Annotated in this window: 22 protein-coding genes, 1 pseudogene and 1 riboswitch; of the genes and pseudogenes, 13 read left to right on the top strand and 10 right to left on the bottom strand. The window is 59.3% G+C overall.

Annotated elements, in window-relative coordinates:
- Positions 1 to 44 precede the first annotated feature (44 nt).
- A complete protein-coding gene (gene metF / locus ACA056_RS26875; RefSeq protein WP_123369147.1) occupies positions 45 to 890 on the bottom strand; it encodes a methylenetetrahydrofolate reductase [NAD(P)H] in 846 nt (281 codons plus the stop codon).
- A gap of 89 nt (positions 891 to 979) precedes the next feature.
- Positions 980 to 2,389, bottom strand: a complete 1,410-nt coding sequence (gene ahcY, locus ACA056_RS26870) for an adenosylhomocysteinase (protein WP_033060420.1) — start codon at positions 2,387 to 2,389, stop codon at positions 980 to 982.
- 23 nt (positions 2,390 to 2,412) lie between these two features.
- A riboswitch (S-adenosyl-L-homocysteine riboswitch) is annotated at positions 2,413 to 2,515 on the bottom strand.
- Between the two features lie 198 nt (positions 2,516 to 2,713).
- Between ahcY and ACA056_RS26865 the strand changes: the two genes are divergently transcribed.
- Both ACA056_RS26865 and ACA056_RS26860 read left to right on the top strand, forming a co-directional pair.
- Complete coding sequence (locus tag ACA056_RS26865) at positions 2,714 to 3,115, top strand: acyl-CoA thioesterase (protein ID WP_008152010.1); 402 nt, start codon at positions 2,714 to 2,716, stop codon at positions 3,113 to 3,115.
- A 108-nt stretch (positions 3,116 to 3,223) separates the two neighbouring features.
- A complete protein-coding gene (locus ACA056_RS26860) occupies positions 3,224 to 4,111 on the top strand; it encodes a formate/nitrite transporter family protein (protein WP_497268970.1) in 888 nt (295 codons plus the stop codon).
- Between the two features lie 110 nt (positions 4,112 to 4,221).
- On the opposite strand, the gene ACA056_RS26855 is transcribed toward ACA056_RS26860, so the two are convergent.
- Positions 4,222 to 5,391 carry an MFS transporter gene (locus tag ACA056_RS26855; RefSeq protein WP_497268968.1) on the bottom strand — a complete coding sequence of 390 codons (1,170 nt, stop codon included), beginning with the start codon at positions 5,389 to 5,391 and terminating at the stop codon, positions 4,222 to 4,224.
- Positions 5,392 to 5,588: 197 nt separating this feature from the next.
- On the opposite strand from ACA056_RS26855, the gene ACA056_RS26850 reads away from it, so the two are divergent.
- The gene (locus ACA056_RS26850; RefSeq protein WP_008152002.1) at positions 5,589 to 6,422 is read left to right on the top strand and encodes an EamA family transporter; all 834 of its coding nucleotides are present in this window, start codon (positions 5,589 to 5,591) and stop codon (positions 6,420 to 6,422) included.
- Between the two features lie 40 nt (positions 6,423 to 6,462).
- Positions 6,463 to 6,846: an MAPEG family protein gene (locus ACA056_RS26845; RefSeq protein WP_497268966.1), complete on the top strand. Its 384-nt coding sequence runs from the start codon at positions 6,463 to 6,465 to the stop codon at positions 6,844 to 6,846.
- Positions 6,847 to 6,891: 45 nt separating this feature from the next.
- On the opposite strand, the gene mltA is transcribed toward ACA056_RS26845, so the two are convergent.
- Positions 6,892 to 8,064, bottom strand: a complete 1,173-nt coding sequence (mltA, locus tag ACA056_RS26840; RefSeq protein ID WP_497268964.1) for a murein transglycosylase A — start codon at positions 8,062 to 8,064, stop codon at positions 6,892 to 6,894.
- A 128-nt stretch (positions 8,065 to 8,192) separates the two neighbouring features.
- Here mltA and ACA056_RS26835 point away from each other — a divergent pair, with 128 nt between their 5' ends.
- On the top strand, positions 8,193 to 8,642 hold the full coding sequence (locus tag ACA056_RS26835) for a c-type cytochrome (protein ID WP_497268962.1): 450 nt from the start codon (positions 8,193 to 8,195) through the stop codon (positions 8,640 to 8,642).
- Positions 8,643 to 8,657: 15 nt separating this feature from the next.
- On the opposite strand, the gene ACA056_RS26830 is transcribed toward ACA056_RS26835, so the two are convergent.
- From ACA056_RS26830 to ACA056_RS26815, 4 genes are all read right to left on the bottom strand, one after another.
- On the bottom strand, positions 8,658 to 9,053 hold the full coding sequence (locus ACA056_RS26830; protein WP_497268960.1) for a DUF1090 domain-containing protein: 396 nt from the start codon (positions 9,051 to 9,053) through the stop codon (positions 8,658 to 8,660).
- Between the two features lie 99 nt (positions 9,054 to 9,152).
- Positions 9,153 to 10,832, bottom strand: a complete 1,680-nt coding sequence (gene ligB / locus ACA056_RS26825) for an NAD-dependent DNA ligase LigB (RefSeq protein WP_497268958.1) — start codon at positions 10,830 to 10,832, stop codon at positions 9,153 to 9,155.
- A gap of 159 nt (positions 10,833 to 10,991) precedes the next feature.
- Positions 10,992 to 12,182, bottom strand: coding sequence for a methionine adenosyltransferase (metK, locus tag ACA056_RS26820; RefSeq protein ID WP_497268956.1), 1,191 nt, complete (start codon positions 12,180 to 12,182; stop codon positions 10,992 to 10,994).
- An 18-nt stretch (positions 12,183 to 12,200) separates the two neighbouring features.
- Positions 12,201 to 13,196, bottom strand: a complete 996-nt coding sequence (locus ACA056_RS26815; protein ID WP_497268954.1) for an ArsR/SmtB family transcription factor — start codon at positions 13,194 to 13,196, stop codon at positions 12,201 to 12,203.
- A 260-nt stretch (positions 13,197 to 13,456) separates the two neighbouring features.
- Between ACA056_RS26815 and tkt the strand changes: the two genes are divergently transcribed.
- The 6 genes from tkt to fba all read left to right on the top strand — a co-directional run bounded on the left by tkt (position 13,457) and on the right by fba (position 19,830).
- Positions 13,457 to 15,454 (top strand): transketolase, encoded by a 1,998-nt coding sequence (tkt, locus tag ACA056_RS26810; RefSeq protein WP_497268952.1) that lies wholly within the window; start codon positions 13,457 to 13,459, stop codon positions 15,452 to 15,454.
- Between the two features lie 179 nt (positions 15,455 to 15,633).
- Positions 15,634 to 16,701: an erythrose-4-phosphate dehydrogenase gene (gene epd / locus ACA056_RS26805; protein WP_497268950.1), complete on the top strand. Its 1,068-nt coding sequence runs from the start codon at positions 15,634 to 15,636 to the stop codon at positions 16,699 to 16,701.
- 12 nt (positions 16,702 to 16,713) lie between these two features.
- Positions 16,714 to 17,877: a phosphoglycerate kinase gene (locus ACA056_RS26800; RefSeq protein ID WP_033060390.1), complete on the top strand. Its 1,164-nt coding sequence runs from the start codon at positions 16,714 to 16,716 to the stop codon at positions 17,875 to 17,877.
- A gap of 34 nt (positions 17,878 to 17,911) precedes the next feature.
- The gene (locus ACA056_RS26795; RefSeq protein WP_497268948.1) at positions 17,912 to 18,133 is read left to right on the top strand and encodes a hypothetical protein; all 222 of its coding nucleotides are present in this window, start codon (positions 17,912 to 17,914) and stop codon (positions 18,131 to 18,133) included.
- 56 nt (positions 18,134 to 18,189) lie between these two features.
- A complete protein-coding gene (locus ACA056_RS26790) occupies positions 18,190 to 18,522 on the top strand; it encodes an MliC family protein (RefSeq protein WP_462048107.1) in 333 nt (110 codons plus the stop codon).
- Between the two features lie 243 nt (positions 18,523 to 18,765).
- Positions 18,766 to 19,830 (top strand): class II fructose-bisphosphate aldolase, encoded by a 1,065-nt coding sequence (fba, locus tag ACA056_RS26785; protein ID WP_497268945.1) that lies wholly within the window; start codon positions 18,766 to 18,768, stop codon positions 19,828 to 19,830.
- A 68-nt stretch (positions 19,831 to 19,898) separates the two neighbouring features.
- Here fba and ACA056_RS26780 read toward each other — a convergent pair.
- Positions 19,899 to 20,066: pseudogene (locus ACA056_RS26780) on the bottom strand (fructose-bisphosphate aldolase); the annotation flags it as partial.
- 337 nt (positions 20,067 to 20,403) lie between these two features.
- Entirely contained in the window at positions 20,404 to 21,072 is a 669-nt protein-coding gene (locus ACA056_RS26775; protein ID WP_497268943.1) for a polysaccharide lyase family 7 protein, read from the bottom strand.
- Positions 21,073 to 21,395: 323 nt separating this feature from the next.
- Here ACA056_RS26775 and ACA056_RS26770 point away from each other — a divergent pair, with 323 nt between their 5' ends.
- Both ACA056_RS26770 and ACA056_RS26765 read left to right on the top strand, forming a co-directional pair.
- Positions 21,396 to 23,519, top strand: a complete 2,124-nt coding sequence (locus ACA056_RS26770; protein ID WP_497268941.1) for a putative bifunctional diguanylate cyclase/phosphodiesterase — start codon at positions 21,396 to 21,398, stop codon at positions 23,517 to 23,519.
- A 45-nt stretch (positions 23,520 to 23,564) separates the two neighbouring features.
- On the top strand, positions 23,565 to 24,056 hold the full coding sequence (locus tag ACA056_RS26765; protein WP_008151965.1) for a M48 metallopeptidase family protein: 492 nt from the start codon (positions 23,565 to 23,567) through the stop codon (positions 24,054 to 24,056).
- The last annotated feature ends 21 nt before the right edge of the window (positions 24,057 to 24,077 follow it).

Below are 24,077 nucleotides of genomic sequence, written 5' to 3'. Positions count from 1 at the left end.
AAAAGGCCCTCAGAAGAGGGCCTTGGGATGAGGCATAGAGTCTATCAGCGCGGCAACTTCAGATTGTTCCACACCGCCAGGCTCGGTTCGGCCTGGTTCAGCGTGTAGAAGTGCAACCCTGGAGCGCCACCCTGCAGCAGGCGTTCGCACATTTCGGTGATGACTTGCTCACCAAAGCCTTGAATGCTCTGGGTGTCGTCGCCGTAGGCTTCCAGCTGCTTGCGGATCCAGCGCGGGATTTCCGCACCGCAGGCATCGGAGAAGCGCGCCAGCTTGCTGTAGTTGGTGATCGGCATGATGCCCGGCACGATCGGGATGTTCACGCCCATCGCCCGCACACGCTCGACGAAGTAGAAGTAGCTGTCGGCGTTGAAGAAGTACTGGGTGATCGCACTGTTGGCGCCAGCGTTGGCCTTGCGCACGAAGTTGTTCAGATCGTCTTCGAAATTGCGCGCTTGCGGGTGCATTTCCGGGTAAGCGGCGACTTCGATGTGGAAATGATCTCCGGTTTCTTCACGAATGAATTCAACCAGGTCATTGGCGTGGCGCATTTCGCCACTGGCCATGCCCATGCCCGAAGGCAGGTCACCGCGCAGGGCAACGATACGGGTGATGCCGGCCGCCTTGTATTGAGTCAGCAGGCCGCGCAAGTCGTCCTTGCTGTCGCCAACGCAGGACAAATGCGGTGCGGCAGGTACTTTGACTTCGCTTTCGAGCTGCAACACGGTGTTGAGGGTGCGATCACGGGTCGAACCACCAGCGCCGTAGGTGCAGGAGAAGAAATCGGGGTTGTACGTGGCCAGCTGACGGGCAGTGGCGATCAGTTTTTCATGCCCAGCGTCGGTCTTCGTAGGGAAGAACTCAAAGCTGTAGCGACGGTCTTCGGACATGGGAATACCCTTTGCAATCGCAAAAGGCGGGCCGGTGATGGCCGGTCCGCCTGGTCAGGATCGGCGGGCGCAAAGCCCGCCGGGTCCAATCAGTAGCGGTAAGCGTGCGGCTTGAACGGACCTTCAACGGTCACGCCGATGTAGTCGGCCTGGGTCTTGGTCAGTTGAGTCACCACGCCGCCGAAACCGCGGACCATTTCCAGGGCCACTTCTTCGTCGAGTTTCTTCGGCAGTACTTCAACGGTCAGACGCTCGGCTTTCTGGGCTGGCGACAGGTCGGCGTACTTCTGGCCGAACAGGAAGATCTGAGCCAGAACCTGGTTGGCGAACGAACCGTCCATGATGCGGCTTGGGTGGCCGGTTGCGTTACCCAGGTTAACCAGACGGCCTTCGGCCAGCAGGATCAGGTAGTCGTCGTTCTGAGCGTCGAATGCGCCAGGGCCGGTACGGTGGATCTTGTGAACCTGTGGCTTCACTTCTTCCCATGCCCAGTTCTTGCGCATGAAAGCAGTGTCGATTTCGTTGTCGAAGTGGCCGATGTTGCAGACAACAGCGCGCTTCTTCAGGGCTTTGAGCATGTTTGCGTCGCAAACGTTGACGTTACCGGTGGTGGTCACGATCAGGTCGATCTTGCCCAGCAGCGCTTTGTCGATGCTTGCTTCGGTACCGTTGTTGATACCGTCGATGAACGGCGAAACCAACTCGTAGCCGTCCATGCAGGCTTGCATGGCGCAGATCGGGTCGACTTCGGAGACTTTAACGATCATGCCTTCCTGACGCAGGGACTGGGCCGAACCCTTGCCCACGTCACCGTAGCCGATGACCAGCGCTTGCTTGCCGGACAGCAGGTGGTCGGTACCGCGCTTGATCGCGTCGTTCAGGCTGTGACGGCAGCCGTACTTGTTGTCGTTCTTGCTCTTGGTTACCGAGTCGTTGACGTTGATGGCCGGGATTTTCAGCTCGCCCTTGGCCAGCATGTCCAGCAGGCGGTGAACGCCAGTGGTGGTTTCTTCGGTAACGCCGTGGACGCGGTCCAGGATCGCCGGGTATTTCTTGTGCAGCAGCTCGGTCAGGTCGCCGCCGTCGTCGAGGATCATGTTGGCATCCCAAGGCGCGCCATCTTTGAGGATGGTTTGCTCCAGGCACCACTCGTACTCTGCTTCAGTTTCGCCTTTCCAGGCGAAAACCGGGATACCGGCAGCGGCGATAGCGGCAGCGGCCTGGTCTTGAGTCGAGAAAATGTTGCAGGACGACCAGCGTACTTCGGCACCCAGGGCAACCAGGGTTTCGATCAGCACGGCAGTCTGAATGGTCATGTGGATGCAGCCGAGGATTTTCGCGCCTTTGAGCGGCTGCTCACCGGCGTACTTGCGGCGCAGACCCATCAGGGCTGGCATTTCGGATTCGGCGATGATGGTTTCGCGACGGCCCCAGGCAGCCAGGGACATGTCGGCAACTTTGTAATCGTTAAAATCTGCAGGCGTGATAACAGCGCTCATGATGAGCCTCCATTCGTAATGTATGCGAATGGGCGCCGTTGTGCGTTTAGTGTCTGACCGATAACGGTCAAGCAACGCCCCATCCGAGCCTGACAGGTCGAACCTGCTGCAGCGCCCCTCGGACAGGTGGCGGGAAAACGGTATCAACTGAAGATGACCGTTTTGAAACGGTGGCGATTATAGCCGTGTGAGCGATACTTCCAAAGCGTTTCTGTTGGTCAATGTCTGAACGGTAATCGAGGCCATAGCCGATGCTTGATAGAGCTCTAGGTCGGGCTCTGCCATGATGGCCGGCATCAATCGGCAAGACGGTCAGGAGTGAGTATGAATTTCCACACCCGCAAATGGGTAAAACCCGAAGACCTCAACCCCAACGGCACGCTGTTCGGCGGCAGCCTGTTGCGCTGGCTCGACGAAGAAGCGGCGATCTACGCCATCGTCCAGCTGGGCAATCAGCGTGTGGTCACTAAGTACATTTCCGAGATCAACTTCGTCAGCGCCTCGCGTCAGGGCGACATCATCGAACTGGGCATCACCGCCACCGAGTTCGGTCGCACCTCCATCACCCTCAAGTGCGAAGTGCGTAACAAGATCACCCGCAAAAGCATCCTGACGGTGGAGAAGATTGTTTTCGTCAATCTGGGTGAAGACGGCTTGCCCGCGCCGCACGGCCGGACCGAGATCACGTACGTCAAAGACCAGTTCAAGGATGACATCGCCCCGTAGGAGCAAAGCTTGCTCGCGATGGGCTCACCTCGGTTTCTGTTGGGGCAGTGAACAGCTCCGAACCCTGCGTGTCGTACCTACATGACACGCCACTGGTTCCGGAGCTTTATGGACACGCAAAAAGACGGCAAGACCCCGAACCTCTCGCCTGAAGAACAGCACGACGTCGACAAGAGCCAGCCGCCGCGGGCGGCGGTGCTGCACGAAATCATCCGCACCCAGGGCGATCAGGAACTCGAGCGCAGTGTCGCCGCCTTGTGGTGGTCGGCGCTGGCCGCGGGCCTGACCATGGGACTGTCGCTGATGGCCATGGGGCTGCTCAATTCCCGTCTGCCAGACGGCGAAGGCTTCAAGGTGATCGCCAGTTTTGGTTACTGCGCGGGGTTTCTTGCGGTCATTCTCGCCCGTCAGCAGTTGTTCACCGAGAACACCCTGACGGCTGTGCTGCCGATCATGACCAAACCCACACTGAACAATTTCGGTCGATTGCTACGCCTGTGGTCGGTGGTGCTGGTGGGCAACCTCTGCGGCACGTTGCTGGTGGCGTATGTGATGCTGAATCTGCCGATTTTCGACAGCAAGACCGATTTGGCCTTCCTCGATATCGGACGCAAGATCATGGAGAACAACGCCAGCCAGATGTTCGCCAAAGGCATTGTGTCAGGCTGGATGATCGCCACCATGGTCTGGATGATTCCGTCCATGGAGAGCGCGAAGATGTGGATCATCATCCTCATCACCTACCTCATGGCGCTGGGGGATTTCACCCACATCGTGGTCGGGTCCGCCGAGGTCTCGTATCTGGTGTTTGCCGGCGAGTTGCCGTGGAAGGATTTCTGGCTGGTGTTCGCCGGGCCGACGCTGGCGGGGAACATCATCGGCGGCAGCTTCATCTTCGCGCTGATCAGCCATGCGCAGATTCGCAGCGAGAGCGGTCCGCCGAAGAAGACTGCGGATCAAGGCCCGGAGCCCGACCCGCAGAAGACCAAAAAGTAATCAGTGATGCTCGGCCTGTGCCGCTGGCGCAGGCTCATCCTTGGTCACGTGCTTGACCAGTTTGCCAATGCTCAAACCCTGCAACAGGATCGACGACAGCACCACGATGTTCAGCCGGACACATTGACCGCAGCAACACCGCGACGTTGCAGATAGATGTAGAGAAGCGCCGTCAGCACCGTCAAGCCACTGACCAGCGCGCCGGTCCACGGCAAGTCCGCCAGGTCCGCACCACTGGCGACGACCAGCCCACCAATCCACGCACCTGCCGCGTTGCCGAGGTTGAAGGCGCTCTGGTTCAACGTTGAGCCCAGATTCGGCGCTTCATGGGCCTGATCGATGATCAGCAGTTGCAAAATCGGGCACAGGGCAAACGCGAAGATGCCCCACAACACCAGCGTGATCGCTGCCGGGATCACTGAGTGACTGGTCTGTGTGAACGCGGCCAGCACGACCAGCACGGCCAGCGCCATGCCCACCAGCGACGGCAGTAATCGACTGTCGGCCAGGCGACCACCGAGCATGCTGCCCGCCGTCAGTCCGACCCCGAATAGCAGCAGCATGATGGTCACGCCATGTGGGCTGACACCGGTGATGTCTTGCAGGATGGGGGCAATGTAAGTGAAGACGCTGAACAGGCTGGTCGACGCCAGCACGCTCATGCCCAGGGCTAACAGAACGTTGACCTTGCCCAGCACTTTGAACTCGCTGGCGAGGTTGGCCTTGTCCATGGCGATGTCCTTTGGCAACCAGACCCACTGCGCGATCGCGGCAATCACGCCGATTACCGACACCGCCCAGAACGTCGAGCGCCAGCCGGCGTATTGCCCGAGCGCAGTGCCCAATGGCACGCCCAGCACGTTGGCCAAGGTCAGGCCGGTGAACATCATCGCAATCGCTTGGGCGCGTTTGTTAGGTGCTACCAAACCGGCGGCAACCACCGAACCGATGCCGAAGAACGCGCCGTGGCAGAGCGCGGTGACCACTCGTGCGGCCATCAGCGTGGCGTAGTTCGGCGCCAATGCGCAAAGAATGTTGCCGAGGATGAACATCAGGGTCATGCCCAGCAGCGTGGCTTTGCGCGGCATGTTGGCGGTGCCGATCGCGAGGATCGGCGCACCGAAGACCACGCCGAGGGCGTAGCCGGTGATCAGCAGGCCCGCGTGGGGGATGCTCACGGCGAGGTCGCGGGCGACATCGGGCAGCAAGCCCATGATGACGAATTCAGTGGTGCCGATGCCGAACGCGGCAACAGCGAGGGCAAGCAAGGCGAGTGGCATGCGCAAGGTCTCTGTCGGTAGTCTTGACGCTCTGATCAGGCATACGCATGCCGACGCCCGTTCTCGACGAGAGCGGACGGTGGCAGAAATTATTGGAATTAGTCTGTGCGCAACTGAGTGCGGCGTGGTCGCTTGCAGTATAAACAGCTGCTGACATATGGCGAATCAATTATCTCGTTCAACAAAAGGAGTGTGCCGTGCTTGCAACAGCACTGGTGTTAGTAGCGGCGCTGTTGCACGCGGCGTGGAATACCCTGATCAAATTCAGTGCGGAACGGCTGCTGGTGGTGGCCTGCATGGACAGCGTTGCAATGCTGTTTGTCGCGCTGATGCTGCCGTTCGTGGCGTTGCCACCCCTGGACATCTGGCCGTGGATTCTGGCGTCGGCGGCGTTTGAATTGCTCTATCGCTATTTGCTGATTCAGGCGTACAGGGTCGGCGACCTCGGATTGGTCTATCCGCTGATGCGTGGCTTGTCGCCGCTGGTGGTCCTGGCACTGACGCTGATTTTTGCCGGGGAAGTGCTGACGAACCAGCAGATCTTCGGGATTCTGCTGATCCCGTTCGGCATGCTTTGCTTGCTCTGGCAGGGCGGCGGCGGTGCGCGATTGCCGTGGTCGATGCTGCCGGTGGTGGCGTTGATCGGCCTGTGCATCGGCTGCTACACCTTCATCGACGGCCAGGCGTTGCGGCGCTGGTCGCATCCGCTGGATTACCTGGTGTGGGTCACGTTGCTCAGCGCCTGGCCGTTCCCGTTACTGGCACTGGTGCGTAAGCGACCGGCCTTCATGTTGTTCTGGCGTGAACAGTGGCGACTGGGGTTAGCGGTCGGGTTTTGCGTGTTGTTCAGCTACGCTCTGGTGCTGTGGGCCATGCAGCTGGGCTCGATTGCCGAAGCGGCGGCATTGCGCGAGATCAGCGTGATCCTGGTGGTGCTGTTCGGCATGCGTTACCTGAAAGAACCTTTCGGCAGACCACGGCTCCTAGCCTGTGGGCTGGTGCTGATCGGCATGCTGGTGATGAAGTTTTGACTGGAGCTCGACTCTTGAAACTTGAAGAAGGGATTGCGTTATGACGGTTGCTTTGTGGTGCATTTTGATCGCGATTTTCCTGCCCTATATCTGCACGGGCATCGCCAGGGTCAGTGGCGGGTTCAGGCCGAAAGACAACCATGACCCCCGTGACTTTCTCGAGTCACTGAATGGTGTTGGCCGACGCGCGTATGCGGCGCATCTGAACGGTTTAGAAGTGACTCCCGCGTTCGCGGCGGCGGTGATCGTTGCGCACCTGGCCGGCAATGCCGAACTGGTGACGATCAATGTGCTGGCGGTGTTGTTCATCACCAGTCGACTGCTGTACATCATTTGCTACTTGGCGGACTGGGCTATTTTGCGGTCGCTGGTGTGGTTGGTGGGGGTGGGGTTGATCGTCAGTTTCTTTGTGGTTTCTGTTTAAGAGCAAGATCAAAAGATCGCTGGCGAAGCCAGCGATCTTTTGACTTTAAAGCTTATCGGTCACCTGAGGCACTTGAGGCAGGGCTGCGCCTTTAGGCCATAGCATCCAGATCTGTCCCTGCTGTTTCATGTCGCCGGCCAATTGCCCGGCCGCATCGCCCGTGCCCCAGAACAGGTCTGCACGGACTTCGCCGGCAATTGCGCCGCCGGTGTCCTGAGCGGCAACCGGGCGTACCAGTGCGGTACCGTCCGGTTTAGTGGTCGATAACCACAACAGGCTGCCCAGCGGAATCACTTTGCGATCCACCGCCGCGCTGTAGCCGGCGGTCAGCGGTACGTTCAACGAGCCGCGAGGTCCTTCGTTGCTGTCCGGATTGCGGGTGAAGAATACGTAGCTGGGGTTGCTGCCCAGCAGTTCCGGAATGCGCATCGGATTGGCCTTGGCCCAATTGCTGATGGCGCCCATGGTCACTTCTTCTTTTTTCAGCTCGCCCTGGTCCACCAGCCAGCGGCCGATCGGTCGATACGGGTGACCGTTCTGTTCGGCATACGCAATGCGCAACTGTCGGCCATCATCGAGCTGGATACGACCCGAGCCCTGGATTTGCAGAAATTGCAGATTCATCGGGTCGGTCAGCCAGGCAACAACCGGTGCCTTGACCCCTTTGGTTTCAATCGTTGCCGCATCGTCGTAAGGCTTGAGCACGCGACCTTCGAGTCGTCCGCGCAGGCGTTTGCCTTTGAGTTCCGGATAAATGCTGTCCAGAGAGACGATGATCATGTCCTCGGGCACACCGTACACCGGGATGTTTGCCACTTCGGTCTGGGTCAGGCTGCCGGGGTAGACCGGCTCGTAATAGCCGGTGATCAAGCCGTTGGGATTGTCATTGGCGGCGCGCAGGCCGTAGACGTCGAGGTTCTGCTTGAGGAAGCCACGAATGTCGCTGGCGGTTTGCGGCACGTTGGCGGCAGCCGCACACGTCGAGCCCCACACCGGGTCGGCTTTGAGTCGGGTGCAGGCGCTGCGCCACGAACCGAAGCCGGCGACCAGGTCGTTGTCGGACACCGTCGGAAGTGCTTCCCACGTGGCGCTGGAGTAAGTGGCCAAGGCGTGGGTTTTCGGTTTGTTGTTATCGCCACCGGTGCAGCCCGCAAGCACGGCCACCATCGGAAGAGTCCAGGCGAGGTTGTGACGCCATGCCTTGAAACGGCTGTTCATGGAGTAATTCCTTTGTCGGTTGCCTGAGTGCTCCATGCGCTCAAACAACCCGTATTGATAATAGGGCTATTGGTCTTTGCCGATGACGCGAGGATACTGGCCGCCGTTTCCCGTGACCTGAAGCCACCATGACTCTTAAAAGACTTTCTGTTGTATTGCTGGCCTGCCTGATGTTGTCCGCCTGCGGTGGTGTCGACCCCAACTCGCCGCTGGGCCAGCGCAAGGCGATCTTCAAGCAAATGCTCAAGACCGGCGAAGACCTGGGCGGCATGTTGCGTGGTCGCATCCCGTTTGACGGTCCGAAATTCGCTGACGGTGCCGTGAAGCTCGATGCGTTGTCCCGTGAACCCTGGAAACATTTTCCGCAGGTGCGCGAAGAAGATCACACCAGCGCCAAGAGCGATGTCTGGCAGAAGCAGGAACACTTCCAGGACATGGCCCGCACCCTTGAAGCCGCCACCGGTGAATTGGTGATTGCCAGCAAGGTTCAACCCTACAAGGCCAGCAACCTGGGGCCGGCCGTGCAGAAGGTCGAAGATGCCTGCAGTGCCTGCCATAAAGAGTTCCGGGATCATTGAGTCCTGAACTGATCCTTATTTATCCAGCTCATCGAGTGCGTTCTGCAATTCCTTGCGGGACTCGGCGAGTTTGTCTTTGCGCTTGTTGATCTTCTCGGCGTCGCCTTTCTTCATGGCCTTGTCCAGATCAGCCTGACGCTCGCTGACTTCGTGCTTGGCGTCGAGTACCTTGTTCTCCCGTTCTTTCTTCAGGGAAGCATCGGTGCAATGAGCAGTGACTTCGCTCAGGGCCGTTTCAAGGCCTGCCTGCTGATCGGCGTTACCGTGAGACTTGGCCAGTTCAATCTGGTTGATGAGGCCCTGCTTCTTTGCGGCGCAGCCGGTCAGGCCGGGAGCTTCTTCGGCGGCCATTAGTGGAGCGGCCAGCACGCTGCAAAGGGTCAACAGGGCGAGCGGTGAAAGAAGTTTCATAAAAGCTCCATGTGAAAAAGCGATCGGGTCGATGTGGCGATGGGGTGTTTGAGCCCAGCGGCACCATTGGGTTCCCGGGTTGGCGGGCATCACCGGCCGCTAAAAACCGTCAATCCCCGCAAGACGTAATGTTTCACTCAAGGCCAGGACCTGCGGGTCGCGGAAAAATGCGCTCAATTGCGCTGCGCGTCCCGGGCCGATGCCGGCTTCTGCCTGCCATTGTTCGGTGTTTCGTTGTGCCAGTTCCTGCCATGAATCGGCAAGCCGCGCTTGGCCGGTCGGCGGTAAACCCAGGGCTTTGAGCCAGCGAGCGAAAGGGCGTTGTCGGGCGCTGTTGAAACTGTTCAGCAGACGAGCGCTGCTGCGTTCGCCGAATCCGCCAATGTTAGCAAGCTCTTGAGCGTCGAGGGTCAACCAATCCAGCAGGCCATTCAGACGGCCTGTTTCGAAAAGTTTCTCCCAAGTGCCAGGACCGACATGGGGCAGGGCCAGTCCCTGCTTGCCGCTGAGCCAGGTCAGTCGGGCGAGGAATTGACTTTCGCATCCCGGTGTCGGCTGCCAGCAACTCAAATGATGAAAGTCCTCCGCCAGCGGTACGCTCAATTCAGCGCGTTGGGTGCTGCGCAGCATGACACCGTCTAACCTGGGAATGGTCAGGCCTGCCAGGCTGATGGCGACCTGATCTCCGGGCCGGATATCCAGTGTTTCCCAGCGTTGCAGTGAGCTCACACTGACTCGCTTGATCTGCCGGTCATCGAGCATTACCGGTGTCAGCTCCAGTACCGGGGTGATTCGTCCGGTCCGTCCAATCTTGAAATGGACCTTGCGCACCTCGGCCAGGGCCTGGGCAAAAGGGTATTTCCAGGCGACGCTCCAATAAGGCGGTTTAGCCTGCCAGCGCTCGGCGGGTGGGCGCTGATCCTGGCGCAGGACGATGCCATCACTGGTGAAGGGCAGGGGCGAGCGATACCAGTGATCGCGCCAGCGTTCTGCGTCGGCAAATACCTTGATCGAGTGACTGTAAGGTGCGGTGCTCGGGAAACCCAACTCATCCAGGGCTGCGATGCGGGCGGGCAAACTGGCCGGGCCTTGGGGCCAGTCCCAGACAAACAGGCCGATCCCGGCGGCTTGCTCAGTGCTTAACTTTTTGCGGGCCATCAAGCCGGCCACTGTGGCGCGTGCATTGAGGCTGCCGGCACGGGCCTGTACGTGGTCGGTCAGGCGCCAATAGAGCTCACCTTGCAGCAGCAGGTCCAGCGGCTCTGGCAATTGTTGGGGGATGGCGGCGATCTGGCGTGCCGAAGCCGTCCAGTCCTGGCCATTTACTCCGTCGCCGCGGCTGATAGCCTGAGTCAGCAGGCCTTTGCGGTAGATCAGCGTCACCGCCACGCCGTCGATCTTGGGCTGAATCCAGACATCGCTCCGTCCATTTAGCCAGGCTTCGACGGCGCGACCATCGTGGAGTTTTTCCAGGCCTGTGTGGGCGATGGGATGAGGCATCGTGCCGACCGCGGTACGTAGCGGTTCCGCGGATTGGTCCAGGTCGAAACAAGTGCGCCATTCGGTCAGTCGTGCACGGGACTGATCGTAGAGTTCATCGGCGACCAATGAGCGGCCGCCCCGGTGATAGCTGTCGTCCCAGAGGTCGATTTGTTTCTGCAGTGACGTGATTTCGTCCAGGGCGCGTGCGGGTGGCCAGCCGGGGCACTCGCCAGCATGGGTGGTCAGACAGAAAATGATCAGTAGAAAACCGAAAAATACGCGCAGGTGGAGCGGCATCGTGAGCGTCCTTGCTCAAGTGGAATGCTTGAAGGCTAGGACGGATTTTCAGGATGAGAGGGCCGGCTGTTTTTCAGCGTGTGTCGGCCTCTGGAAAGCAGGCAATAAAAAGCCCCGCACGGCGAACCGTGCGGGGCTTTTGGTACCGCCGGGGAAGTCTTACAGGCCGGCAGCAGCGCGCAAGGAATCGGCGCGGTCGGTCTTTTCCCAGGTGAAGGTGGTGAAAGTGTCATCGCCCACTGTCTTGGTGGCCGGAGTACGTCCGAAGTGGCCGTACGCAGCGGTTTCCTGGTACATCGGGTGCAGCAGGTCGAGCATGGTGGTGATTGCGTATGGACGCAGGTCGAACACTTCGCGAACCAGTTTGACGATTTTGTCGTCGCTGATTTTGCCGGTGCCGAAGGTGTTCAACGAGATCGACGTCGGCTGAGCAACACCGATCGCGTAGGAAACCTGAATCTCGCAACGCTCGGCCAGGCCGGCTGCCACGATGTTCTTGGCCACGTAACGACCAGCGTAGGCGGCCGAACGGTCAACCTTCGATGGATCTTTACCGGAGAACGCGCCGCCGCCGTGACGGGCCATGCCGCCGTAGCTGTCAACGATGATCTTGCGACCGGTCAGGCCGCAGTCGCCTACCGGGCCACCGATGATGAACTGGCCAGTCGGGTTGATGTGGAACTGGGTGTCTTTGGTCAGCAGTTCGGCAGGCAGTACGTGCTTGACGATCAGCTCCATCACGCCTTCGCGCAAGTCTTTGTAGGACACGTCAGGGTTGTGCTGAGTCGACAGTACAACGGCGTCGATACCAACAACCTTGCCGCCTTCGTAACGGCAAGTCACTTGCGACTTGGCGTCCGGGCGCAGCCAAGGCAACAGGCCGGATTTACGGGCTTCGGCCTGACGCTTAACCAGCTGGTGCGAGAAGGTGATCGGTGCTGGCATCAGCACGTCGGTCTCGTTGCTGGCGTAGCCGAACATCAGGCCCTGATCGCCGGCGCCTTGATCTTCAGGCTTGGCACGGTCGACGCCCTGGTTGATGTCAGGAGACTGCTTGCCAATGATGTTCATCACGCCGCAAGTGGCGCCGTCGAAGCCGACATCGGAGCTGTTGTAGCCGATGTCCAGAATCACGTTACGCACGATCTCTTCCAGGTCGACCCAGGCCGACGTGGTGACTTCACCTGCGATGATTGCAACGCCGGTTTTTACCAGGGTCTCGACCGCTACACGGGCGAACTTGTCTTCAGCAATGATGGCGTCCAGCACAGCATCGGAAATCTGGTCGGCGATTTTGTCCGGATGTCCTTCGGACACGGACTCGGAGGTGAAGAGGGAGTATTCGCTCATCTCGATTTTTTCCTGAATTTACCGATGGTGAGTGTCGCCAGCCGGTCGCTGAAAATGGCGGACCTGGATCTGGAAACCATTACGTAAGCCTACATAGAGGCTTTCCCCGGGAACGAGTCCCGCAGCGGTGGCCCAACGGGCCAAATCGTCCTGTTCAAACCCCAACCAGAGATCACCGCAGGCCTCCCTGGCCCAACTCTGGTTGTGGCTACATAACTCTGTCACGAGCAGGCTACCGCCCGGTTGCAGCAAATTGGCCATGTGCTTGAGTGCTTCGGCCGGCGCGGCGAAATGGTGCAGCACCATGTTCAGTACAACGCAGTCAGCCTTGAGGCGGACACCGTTCAATGCATCGGCCAATTGCAGGCTGACGTTAGCCAGCGTTTCACGTTCGCAAACCTGGCGCGCCAGTTCGAGCATCGCCGGGCTGTTGTCCAGCGCCGTGACCTGTGTGAAGCGGCGCGCCAGTTCCGGCAGAAATGCGCCATCTCCGGGGCCGACTTCGATGGCCGTGGCGCCTTCGCTGAAACTCAGTTTGTCGAGCAATGCCACCACGCTTTCGCGGTATTGCGGCAGACCGGCGATCAAGTCTTGCTGGGCGCGAAACTTCTCCGCGACCCGTGAGAAAAAGTCCTGGCTGGCCGCCGCTCGTTGCCCATGGACCTGAGCAATCCGCGACTGCACCTCGGCAGGCAGGGCCAGGTTGTCCACTTCTTCCAGTAGCGCGGCATGCAGCTTGCCACCCAGCAGGTCGGTGTGGGGCAGGGCGCGACGGTAGAAAATCGCGTTGCCTTCACGACGAGTCGCCACCAGGTCGGCCTGGGCCAGGACCTTGAGGTGGTGACTCATGCCCGACTGACCGATGCCGAAGATCTGCGCCAGTTCCAGGACGCCGAACGAATCGTTGGCCAGCGCGCGCAATACATTCAGCCGCAGAGGATCGCCGCCGGCCTTGCACAGGGCCGCCAGCTCATCGCAATCGTCATGTCGAATGGAAGGCACACGTAAACTCATAAGGCCAGCAGTCTAGTGACGCTCAGAAAACACCGCAAGAGCAATATCAAAAAGTTTTGATATTGCTCGATAGATGGCACTTCTCGGGGAAAGGGTCACTCTACAATTCGTCAGCGGAAAGGTTTCATCAGGCGAATGCGACTTTATCCACCGGAAAAACGCCTTCAGATGACTATCTGTCATTGCCCCGAGGCGGGTGGGTGAGGGAAAATGCTCGCCTTTTTTCCGTTTCGTTTTATTCAGCCCCCAGGAGAACAGCGATGCCCAGCCGTCGTGAGCGTGCCAACGCCATTCGTGCCCTCAGCATGGATGCCGTGCAAAAAGCCAACAGCGGCCATCCCGGTGCCCCTATGGGTATGGCGGATATCGCCGAAGTACTTTGGCGTGACTACCTGAAGCACAACCCGAGCAATCCATCGTTCGCCGACCGTGACCGCTTCGTGCTGTCCAACGGTCACGGCTCGATGTTGATCTACTCGCTGCTGCACCTGACCGGCTACGATCTGTCGATCGAAGACCTGAAGAACTTCCGCCAGCTGCACAGCCGTACCCCGGGTCACCCGGAATTCGGCTACACCCCAGGCGTTGAAACCACCACCGGTCCACTGGGCCAAGGCCTGGCCAACGCCGTTGGTTTTGCCCTGGCAGAAAAAGTCCTGGCGGCGCAGTTCAACCGTCCGGGCCACAATGTTGTCGACCACCACACCTACGTGTTCCTGGGTGATGGCTGCATGATGGAAGGCATTTCCCACGAAGTCGGCTCCCTGGCCGGTACGTTGGGCCTGGGCAAGCTGATCGCCTTCTACGACGACAACGGCATCTCCATCGACGGCGAAGTCGAAGGCTGGTTCACCGACGACACCCCTAAGCGTTTCGAAGCCTACAACTGGCAGGTGATCCGCAACGTCGACGGTCACGACCCTGAAGAGATCAAGATTGCGATCGACACCGCGCGTAAAAGCGAGCAACCGACGCTGATCTGCTGCAAGACCACCATCGGTTTCGGTTCGCCGAACAAGCAAGGCAAGGAAGACTGCCACGGCGCCCCACTGGGTGACGCGGAAATCGCTCTGACCCGTGCTGCGCTGAAATGGAATCACGGTCCGTTCGAAATCCCGGCCGACATCTACGCCGAGTGGGACGCCAAGGAAACCGGTCGCGCGGCCGAAGCCGAATGGGATCAGCGTTTCGCTGCCTACTCTGCTGCCTTCCCTGAGTTGGCCAACGAGCTGATTCGTCGTCTGAGCGGCGAGCTGCCGGAAGACTTCGCGGAAAAAGCCTCGGCTTATATTGCTGAAGTCGCGGCCAAGGGCGAAACCATCGCCAGTCGCAAAGCCAGCCAGAACGCATTGAATGCCTACGGCCCGTTGCTGCCTGAACTGCTGGGCGGCTCCGCTGACCTGGCCGGTTCCAACCTGACCCTGTGGAAAGGTTGCAAAGGTGTTTCGGCTGAAGACGCCAGCGGCAACTACATGTACTACGGCGTTCGCGAGTTCGGCATGAGCGCGATCATGAACGGCGTGACCCTGCACGGCGGTCTGGTGCCTTACGGCGCGACCTTCCTGATGTTCATGGAATACGCCCGCAACGCAGTGCGCATGGCCTCGCTGATGAAGCAGCGCGTCGTGTTCGTCTACACCCACGACTCCATCGGTCTGGGCGAAGACGGCCCGACTCACCAGCCGATCGAGCAACTGACCAGCTTGCGCAGCACGCCGAACCTCGACACCTGGCGCCCAGCCGATGCCGTTGAATCGGCGGTGTGCTGGAAACTGGCTCTGGAACGCAAGGACGGCCCTTCGGCGCTGATTTTCTCGCGTCAGAACCTGCAGCACCAAACCCGCAATGCGTTCCAGATTGCCGACATCGCCCGTGGCGGTTACGTGTTGAAGGACTGCGACGGCGAGCCAGAGCTGATCCTGATCTCCACCGGTTCCGAAGTGGGTCTGGCGGTTCAGGCTTACGACAAGCTGACTGAACAGGGTCGCAAAGTACGTGTTGTTTCGATGCCTTGCACCAGCGTGTTCGATGCTCAGGACGCCGGTTACAAGCAAGCAGTTCTGCCGTTGCAGGTCAGCGCCCGTATCGCCATCGAAGCCGCCCACGCGGACTATTGGTACAAGTACGTGGGCCTGGAAGGTCGCGTGATCGGCATGACCACCTACGGCGAGTCGGCGCCTGCGCCAGCCTTGTTCGAAGAGTTCGGCTTCACCCTGGAAAACATCCTGGGTCAGGCTGAAGAGCTGCTGGAAGACTAAAACACGACGCGGCGGCCCAGGCTGCCGCGTTTCCTGTAGGAGCTGCCGAAGGCTGCGATCTTTTGATCTTGATCTTAAAAACAAGATCAAAAGATCGCAGCCTCGTTTCACTCGACAGCTCCTACAGGGGTCGTGTTGTTAACGAGATTTTCGTTCTGCCTGCGTCTATCGAGAACCCCATGCCTCAACCGCGTCCTTACAAAGTTGCACTCAACGGCTACGGCCGGATTGGTCGTTGCGTCTTGCGTGCGTTGTTTGAGCGAGGCGATAAGGCCGGGTTTGAAATTGTTGCGATAAACGATCTGGCTGACATGGCCAGCATCGAATACCTGACACGCTTCGACTCCACTCACGGGCGTTTTCCCGGCGAAGTGAAGGTCGACGGCGATTGTCTGCATATTAATGGCGACTGCGTGAAGGTCTTGCGCAGTGCCACCCCTGAAGGCATCGATTGGGCGTCACTGGGCGTCGATCTGGTGCTGGAGTGCTCCGGCGCTTACCACACTCGTGAAGACGGCCAGCGTTTCCTCGACGCCGGTGCGCCGCGCGTGTTGTTTTCCCAGCCGATGGCCAGCGAAGCGGATGTCGACGCCACCATCGTCTACGGCGTGAACCAGGATTGCCTGACCGGCGACGAGCTGCTGGTGTCCAACGCGTCCTGCACCACCAACTGCGGCGTGCCGCTGTTGCGCCTGCTGGATCAGGCTATTGGTCTGGAATACGTGTCGATCACCACCATTCACTCGGCGATGAACGATCAGCCGGTGATCGATGCCTATCATCACGAAGACTTGCGCCGCACCCGTTCGGCGTTTCAGTCGGTGATTCCGGTGTCCACTGGTCTGGCGCGTGGCATCGAACGCCTGTTACCGGAACTTGCCGGGAGAATTCAGGCCAAAGCCGTGCGGGTGCCGACGGTTAACGTGTCTTGCCTCGACATTACGATGCAGACCGTGAGCGACACCGACGCCACCGAGGTCAACCGGATTCTGCGCGAGGCCGCCACCAGCGGCCCGCTCAAAGGCCTTCTGGCCTACACCGAGTTGCCTCACGCCAGTTGTGATTTCAACCATGACCCACATTCGGCGATCGTCGATGCCAGTCAGACCCGAGTATCCGGCCCACGGCTGGTGAACATCCTGGCCTGGTTCGACAACGAATGGGGTTTTGCCAATCGAATGCTGGATGTTGCGGAACACTATCTGCAATCAGCTGGCTCTCCAAAACACTGCTCTCAAAAACAGTAGGAACTGCGACCCATGACCGTGTTGAAGATGACCGACCTCGATCTGCAAGGTAAGCGCGTACTGATCCGCGAAGACCTCAACGTCCCAGTCAAGGACGGTGTTGTCACCAGCGATGCGCGAATCCTGGCCTCGCTGCCGACCATCAAGCTGGCCCTGGAAAAAGGTGCGGCCGTGATGGTCTGCTCGCACCTTGGCCGTCCGACCGAAGGCGAGTTCTCGGCCGAGAACAGCCTCAAGCCAGTCGCTGACTACCTGAGCAAGGCTCTGGGCCGTGAAGTGCCACTGGTGGCCGATTACCTGGGCGGTGTTGACGTGAAGGCCGGCGACATCGTGCTGTTCGAAAACGTGCGCTTCAACAAAGGCGAGAAAAAGAACGCTGACGAACTGGCCCAGCAATACGCCGCCCTGTGCGACGTGTTCGTGATGGACGCCTTCGGCACCGCTCACCGCGCCGAGGGTTCGACCCATGGCGTGGCCAAGTTCGCCAAAGTCGCGGCCGCTGGCCCGTTGCTGGCCGCCGAACTGGACGCACTGGGCAAAGCCCTCGGCGCCCCGGCCCAGCCAATGGCGGCGATTGTTGCCGGCTCCAAGGTCTCGACCAAACTCGACGTGCTGAACAGCCTGAGCCAGATCTGCAACCAGCTGATCGTCGGCGGCGGCATTGCCAACACCTTCCTGGCCGCTGCCGGTCACCCGGTCGGCAAGTCCCTGTACGAGCCGGACCTGCTGGATACCGCTCGCGCCATCGCCGCCAAGGTCAGCGTGCCGCTGCCGGTCGACGTCGTGGTTGCCAAGGAATTCGCTGAAAGCGCGACTGCTACCGTCAAGCTGATCGCCGATGTGGCCGCAGACGACATGATTCTGGATATCGGCCCACAGACCGCGGCGAATTTCGCCGAGCTGCTGAAGTCGTCCAAGACCATCCTGTGGAACGGCCCGGTGGGTGTGTTCGAATTCGACCAGTTCGGTAACGGCACCAAAGTCCTGGCCCAGGCCATCGCAGAAAGCTCTGCATTCTCCATCGCTGGCGGCGGCGACACCCTGGCCGCCATCGATAAATATGGCGTTGCTGATCAAATCTCCTACATTTCTACCGGCGGCGGCGCTTTCCTCGAGTTCGTCGAAGGCAAAGTGCTGCCAGCCGTTGAAGTCCTGGAAAGCCGGGCCAAGGCCTGAGGTCGCCCATTTGACCAGGCAAAGGAGTGTTCAGATGGTCAAAACATTAGCGCTGTTGATCATCGCGGGGTCGCTGGCAGCTTGCGGGAGTAACCCGAAAGCCCCGAAGGTGCCCGAGACGCCTGAACAGGACAAAGGCTGCTACCAGGCCGACTGGCAGGCCGAAACCAACCCGGTGATCAACAAGCGTTCCGGGCCTGATGGCCTGGAAAAATACGAGACACAGACCCCGGCCAAGGAACATGGTTGCCCTTGACGGGTCTGACACTTTACTCAGGGCTGGCGACGTGCGTCGTCAGTCGAGGAACATGGATGAAAGGTTTTATCGCCGTTACGGCGCTGGCTCTGCTGGCAGGTTGCGCTAATTTGAACCTGTTCAAGCCTGCCGAATCGACGGACAGCTGGACCACCTGGACCTGCGACAGTCAGGCCAAAGTGCTCTGGCGCTACACCGATGAAAGCCGCAAGGAAGTCGACGTTCGCCTGGGCGGAGCCGATCAGGTCTACCGCTTGAAGCATGAACCGGGCGCCGAAGGTTCGCTGTACAGCAACGACATGCTGGCGTTTCACATAAAAGGTGAGGAAGGCCTGGTGTACTGGGTCGCCACCAATGATTTGATCGGCCGCGGTTGCAAAGCCGAGTAAGACGATTGATTTGATTCACAGAGATCCAAATGTGGGAGCGAGCTTGCTCGCGATTGCGGTCTGACAGTCGCTGCACTGTTGGCTGCCAGGCCCCCATCGCGAGCAAGCTCGCTCCCACAGGGTTTCTGCGTACTACCGAATGAGCGGGCCGGGGCAACCCCCGATCTGCAATAACTTGAATAGCCGCCGCCGCTACGGCAGGCTGGCACGATTAACGACCCTAAACCGGGAGAGACACACACAATGGCACTTATCAGCATGCGCCAGATGCTGGACCACGCAGCCGAGTACGGCTACGGCGTTCCAGCCTTCAACGTCAACAACCTTGAGCAGATGCGCGCCATCATGGAAGCCGCTGACAAGACTGACTCCCCGGTGATCGTCCAGGCTTCGGCCGGTGCTCGCAAATACGCCGGCGCACCGTTCCTGCGTCACCTGATCCTGGCGGCAATCGAAGAATTCCCGCACATCCCGGTGTGCATGCATCAGGACCACGGCACCAGCCCTGACGTCTGCCAGCGCTCCATCCAACTGGGCTTCAGCTCGGTGATGATGGACGGTTCCCTGGGTGAAGACGGCAAGACCCCGACCGACTACGACTACAACGTCCGCGTTACCCAACAAACCGTTGCCCTGGCTCACGCCTGCGGCGTATCGGTAGAAGGCGAGCTGGGCTGCCTGGGTTCGCTGGAAACCGGCATGGCCGGTGAAGAAGACGGCATCGGCGCCGAAGGCGTTCTGGATCACAGCCAAATGCTGACCGACCCGGAAGAAGCCGCTGACTTCGTCAAGCGCACTCAAGTCGACGCCCTGGCTATCGCCATCGGCACCAGCCACGGCGCGTACAAGTTCACCAAGCCGCCTACCGGCGACGTGCTGGCCATCGACCGCATCAAAGAAATCCACAAACGCATCCCGAACACCCACCTGGTGATGCACGGTTCGTCTTCGGTGCCTCAAGACTGGCTGGCGATCATCAACCAGTACGGCGGCGACATCAAAGAAACCTACGGCGTACCGGTTGAAGAAATCGTCGAAGGCATCAAGCACGGCGTGCGTAAGGTCAACATCGACACCGACCTGCGCTTGGCATCCACCGGTGCGATGCGTCGCCTGATGGCTACCAATCCGAGCGAGTTTGATCCGCGTAAATTCTTCGGCGCGACTGTTACTGCCATGCGTGATGTGTGTATCGCACGTTATGAAGCGTTTGGTACGGCGGGTAATGCCTCGAAGATCAAACCGATCTCGTTGGAAGCGATGTATCAGCGTTATCTGAAAGGTGAGTTGAACGCTAAGGTTAACTAAGCCTTCAGCGTTACTACCGGTATTAAAAAACCCGCAGCGATGCGGGTTTTTTATTGCCTGAAAATTGACTACTGACTCTTGGGCGTTTCAAACCCGCGCTGCTCAATCACCCGAAACACATCGCTCACATCCTGGACCAGGATCCGGGCGATGTTGGTGACGGTGTTGATATCGTTTTCGGCATAGTCCGGCAGGCTGGTGCAGGCCATGAGGTTCAGATATTTGAGGGCGGCGTTTGAGGCACGGTTGGAGGAGTCCTACGAGTTTTGCGGACGCCAGGATTTTGTAGCAGCTGTCGAGCCTGCGAGGCTGCGAGGCTCGGGCCGCGTTCGGACGTAGCAGTCGTAAATCAGACAACGCATTTATTCAGGTAGACCGGGTTCATCAAGCTTGCGAGGACTTCGTCCTCGGACGCAGCCTCGCAGGCTCGGCAGCTGCTACAGAGATGAGATCGTTCCCACGCTCCCGCGTGGGAATGCCTCAACGGACGCTCCGCGTTCGGCTCTGGATGGGGCGCGGAGCGTCCCGGGATGCATTCCATTGCTGCGCGAGGGAACGATCAGAGTGAGGAGGCTACTTGTCGTGATCAATATCCAGCTTGCTGAACGTCACTTTCCCGCCTTCGCTGGTGTACCCGGTGTTGTCCTGCACATACGCCCCGGCCTTGAAGTACAGCGGCTTGACGCTCCAGGTCTTGCTGATGTCGGTGTCCCATTGGTAGCCCGCCGCACTGATGCCCAGCGCGCCGCCCGGGCTCAGGTGGATGAGGTAGGAAAACTCCCGATCCAGTTTCACCCCGGTAGCAAGGGTGATTATCCGTGCGTTATCGTCATCAGGGCGCATACGAACCTTGGCGACGATGTTGCCTGACTGCGTGCTGGTCGAGTACTGATACTCGAGCTTCACCATGGGTTTCTGGCTTTCATAGGCGTGGATCTGGCCGATGACGATCTTGCCCGAGGTCGGTACCTGGTTCACCGCCAGGGTGGCACGCAGGGAGTTGTCGGCGTCCGGGTAGAGCCAGTTTTTCAGGGTGCCATTGCTGTAGGTTTCGCGAAGTTCGGTGCGGGGATACTTTGCGTTTTCAGTTGTAGCACCGGTGACCGGGGCCCAGAAAAACAAGGTGCCGGTGTCGGAGTGGAAGTATTGGTCCTTGAAGCCATCCACCAGTTTTGACGTTTCAACGGTGTACGGCGGATTGCCGACGGGAACGCTGAGGTTCCAGGTTGCGAGATCAATCATAGACAAAAGCTTCCACGTTTTTTTTACTGCACGGACGTGCCAGAAGCTCTGGCACGCGCCTTGGGGGCCATCCTTATAATCGTAGAAGTTCAATTTGTTAATGCGTAAATGACAAACGGGTGACGTCAAAATCCTGTTAAAAGGCCATCTTTCCCGGTTTCAGGGGCCTGTGGCGCCGACCGTTAGTCGGCAAATGGACGCTTTAGTTAAATGATGGCGTACTGATAGCTTCTGCTTTTGCAGAACCCGGTCTAGAGTGAAGGCTTAGTATTTGTCCGGTTTTCACGAGAAACCGGCCTGACGTCCCGCATAAGAGAAGCAGCATGGAATGCGCGCAACCCACGCCAGCTGAAGGCAGTTCAATTCTTTTAATCGTCGATGATTACCCTGAAAACCTGATCAGCATGCGCGCGTTGTTGCAGCGCCAGGACTGGCAGGTCATGACCGCCGCCTCGGGCTTCGAGGCGCTCAGTCTGTTACTCGAACACGATGTCGACCTGGTGCTGCTGGATGTACAGATGCCGGGCATGGACGGTTTTGAAGTGGCACGCCTGATGCGCGGAAGCCAGCGAACCCGCCTCACGCCGATCATTTTCCTTACCGCCAACGAGCAGTCCCAGGACGCCGTGATCAAGGGCTATGCCAGTGGTGCGGTGGATTACCTGTTCAAACCGTTCGACCCACAAATTCTCAAGCCCAAAGTCCAGGCGCTGCTCGAGCATCAGCGCAATCGCCGTGCGTTGCAGCGCCTGAGCCACGATCTGGAGGTCGCACGCGCGTTTAATGCCTCGGTGCTCGACAATGCCGCCGAAGGCATCCTGGTGGTCGGTGAGGACGGTCTGATCCGCTTTGCCAATCCGGCGATGTCGCGGTTGCTCAATGCCACGGTGCAAGACCTGCAAGGCAAAGAGTTCCTGGATTTCCTGCAAAACCCACACATCCCGATCTGGGCTGACTCCGAGCTGTTCGCCGGTTACCAGCGCGGCGAAACCCTGCGCCTGCATGACGCATTGCTGCGTACGGCGCCCGGCCAGCAGGTGCCCGTGGCGCTATCCTGCGCACCGTTGCCCAGCGAACAACAGGCGATGGTGGTGACGGTGCTGGACATGTCGGTGGTGCGCCATCTGCATCAGCAACTGGAGTTCCAGGCGGTCACTGATCCATTGACCGGGCTGCTCAATCGTCGCGGTTTTTACCAGACGGCGGAAAACCTGCTGTTGCGTGGCGACCGCTCCGACAGTGCCTGGGTGCTGCTGTATCTGGACCTCGACGGCTTCAAACGGGTTAATGATTCCCTCGGTCACGATGCCGGCGACCGGGTGCTGCGCTGGGTGTCCGAGCAGTTGAAGGCTTGTCTGCGGCCCTTCGACATTCTGGCGCGCATGGGCGGTGATGAGTTCACCGCTTTGCTGGATCTGGAATTCCCCGAGCAAGCGGCAAAAATTGCCGAGAAGCTGATTGAGCGGGTGTCGATCTGTCAGCAGATCGATGGTCTGGATATCGCGTTGGGCGCCAGCATCGGCATTGCGACGTACCCGGATTGCGGTTCCAATCTCGACGGCTTGCTGCGCGCATCCGACATCGCCATGTACGAAGCCAAGCGCGCCGGCCGTCAGCAATATCGTTTCTACGATCACGAAATGAACGGCCGGGCACGCTCGCGGCTGATGCTCGAAGAAAGTGTGCGCGCGGCGATCGAGAACCGTGATTTCAATTTGGTATATCAACCTCAGGTGGCCATTGCCAGCGGGCAGATTCGTGGGTTCGAAGCGCTGATCCGCTGGCAGCACCCGAGCGTCGGCGATGTACCGCCGGGGCTGTTTTTGCCATTGCTGGAAGAGGCGCGGTTGATCAGTCGCCTGGGCAGCTGGATCTATCAACAAGTGGCGAGCCAGCGAAAAGCCTGGGAAACCTTGTTTGTTGAGGACCTGGTGCTGGGTGTCAGCTTGAGCAGTACGCAGTTCAGCATGCCCAATCTGGTCACCGAGTTGCGCCAGGTACTGGAGCGCCATGGTTTACAGGCGCGCCATCTGGAAGTCGAGGTCACTGAAGAAGCCTTGATGCATAACCCCGAGGAAACTCGCAAACAGCTGCGCCTGCTGCGTAACCTGGGTGTGCGGGTGGCCCTGGATGACTTTGGTTCCGGGTCGTGTTCGCTGTCTCATCTGCGGGATCTGGAGTTGGACACGCTCAAGTTCGACCGGCATTTGATTGCCCGGCTGCCGGAGTCCTCACGCGATGCGGCGCTGGTGCGCAGTGTGATCGGCCTGTGCAAGGAGTACGGGATGCTGGTGATTGCCGAGGGTGTGGAAACCGTTGCGCAATATCAGTGGCTGCAAGCCAATGGTTGCGAGTACGTGCAAGGATTTCTGGTCGCGCGGCCGATGATGGCCGAGGACGTCGGCGACTTTGTGCAGCCATTCGACTGGAACACGCTGACCGGCTGAATTCGCTACACTGGCGACCTTTTCGTGAATCGTGTTGCCGCCCCAATGACCGCGTTGAAATACCTCCAGGCCTATCCCGCCGCGCTGCAGGACCAAGTGCGCCAGCTGATCGCCGACGGTCGGCTGGGCGACTACCTGAGCCAGCGTTACCCGGAAAAACACCGGGTACAGAGCGACAAGGCGTTGTACACCTATACGCTGGACCTCAAGCAGGAATACCTGCGTAACGCCCCGGCCATCGATAAGGTGTTGTTCGACAACCGCCTGGACCTGACCCACCGCGCCCTCGGATTGCACACCGCGATATCCCGGGTGCAGGGCGGCAAGCTCAAGGCCAAGAAAGAAATTCGTGTGGCTTCATTGTTCAAGGATGCACCCGCCGAGTTTCTGAAAATGATCGTGGTGCATGAACTGGCTCACTTCAAAGAGTCGGATCACAACAAGGCGTTCTACAAGCTTTGCGAACACATGTTGCCGGGGTATCACCAGGTGGAGTTCGATGTGCGGGTGTACCTGACGTGGCGGGATATGCAATAGAGATCAAAATATCGCAACCGG

This window comes from Pseudomonas sp. LBUM1666 (genome assembly GCF_059695775.1).
This window is presented reverse-complemented; position numbering and strand designations above follow the sequence as displayed.

What these genes read in the sequence shown, in the direction of transcription:
- metF (WP_123369147.1), bottom strand. Translation starts at nt 890, where the DNA reads ATGTCCGAAGACCGTCGCTACAGCTTTGAGTTCTTCCCTACGAAGACC.
- ahcY (WP_033060420.1), bottom strand. Translation starts at nt 2,389, where the DNA reads ATGAGCGCTGTTATCACGCCTGCAGATTTTAACGATTACAAAGTTGCC.
- ACA056_RS26865 (WP_008152010.1), top strand. Translation starts at nt 2,714, where the DNA reads ATGAATTTCCACACCCGCAAATGGGTAAAACCCGAAGACCTCAACCCC.
- ACA056_RS26860 (WP_497268970.1), top strand. Translation starts at nt 3,224, where the DNA reads ATGGACACGCAAAAAGACGGCAAGACCCCGAACCTCTCGCCTGAAGAA.
- ACA056_RS26855 (WP_497268968.1), bottom strand. Translation starts at nt 5,391, where the DNA reads ATGCCACTCGCCTTGCTTGCCCTCGCTGTTGCCGCGTTCGGCATCGGC.
- ACA056_RS26845 (WP_497268966.1), top strand. Translation starts at nt 6,463, where the DNA reads ATGACGGTTGCTTTGTGGTGCATTTTGATCGCGATTTTCCTGCCCTAT.
- mltA (WP_497268964.1), bottom strand. Translation starts at nt 8,064, where the DNA reads ATGAACAGCCGTTTCAAGGCATGGCGTCACAACCTCGCCTGGACTCTT.
- ACA056_RS26835 (WP_497268962.1), top strand. Translation starts at nt 8,193, where the DNA reads ATGACTCTTAAAAGACTTTCTGTTGTATTGCTGGCCTGCCTGATGTTG.
- ACA056_RS26830 (WP_497268960.1), bottom strand. Translation starts at nt 9,053, where the DNA reads ATGAAACTTCTTTCACCGCTCGCCCTGTTGACCCTTTGCAGCGTGCTG.
- ligB (WP_497268958.1), bottom strand. Translation starts at nt 10,832, where the DNA reads ATGCCGCTCCACCTGCGCGTATTTTTCGGTTTTCTACTGATCATTTTC.
- metK (WP_497268956.1), bottom strand. Translation starts at nt 12,182, where the DNA reads ATGAGCGAATACTCCCTCTTCACCTCCGAGTCCGTGTCCGAAGGACAT.
- ACA056_RS26815 (WP_497268954.1), bottom strand. Translation starts at nt 13,196, where the DNA reads ATGAGTTTACGTGTGCCTTCCATTCGACATGACGATTGCGATGAGCTG.
- tkt (WP_497268952.1), top strand. Translation starts at nt 13,457, where the DNA reads ATGCCCAGCCGTCGTGAGCGTGCCAACGCCATTCGTGCCCTCAGCATG.
- epd (WP_497268950.1), top strand. Translation starts at nt 15,634, where the DNA reads ATGCCTCAACCGCGTCCTTACAAAGTTGCACTCAACGGCTACGGCCGG.
- ACA056_RS26800 (WP_033060390.1), top strand. Translation starts at nt 16,714, where the DNA reads ATGACCGTGTTGAAGATGACCGACCTCGATCTGCAAGGTAAGCGCGTA.
- ACA056_RS26795 (WP_497268948.1), top strand. Translation starts at nt 17,912, where the DNA reads ATGGTCAAAACATTAGCGCTGTTGATCATCGCGGGGTCGCTGGCAGCT.
- ACA056_RS26790 (WP_462048107.1), top strand. Translation starts at nt 18,190, where the DNA reads ATGAAAGGTTTTATCGCCGTTACGGCGCTGGCTCTGCTGGCAGGTTGC.
- fba (WP_497268945.1), top strand. Translation starts at nt 18,766, where the DNA reads ATGGCACTTATCAGCATGCGCCAGATGCTGGACCACGCAGCCGAGTAC.
- ACA056_RS26775 (WP_497268943.1), bottom strand. Translation starts at nt 21,072, where the DNA reads ATGATTGATCTCGCAACCTGGAACCTCAGCGTTCCCGTCGGCAATCCG.
- ACA056_RS26770 (WP_497268941.1), top strand. Translation starts at nt 21,396, where the DNA reads ATGGAATGCGCGCAACCCACGCCAGCTGAAGGCAGTTCAATTCTTTTA.
- ACA056_RS26765 (WP_008151965.1), top strand. Translation starts at nt 23,565, where the DNA reads ATGACCGCGTTGAAATACCTCCAGGCCTATCCCGCCGCGCTGCAGGAC.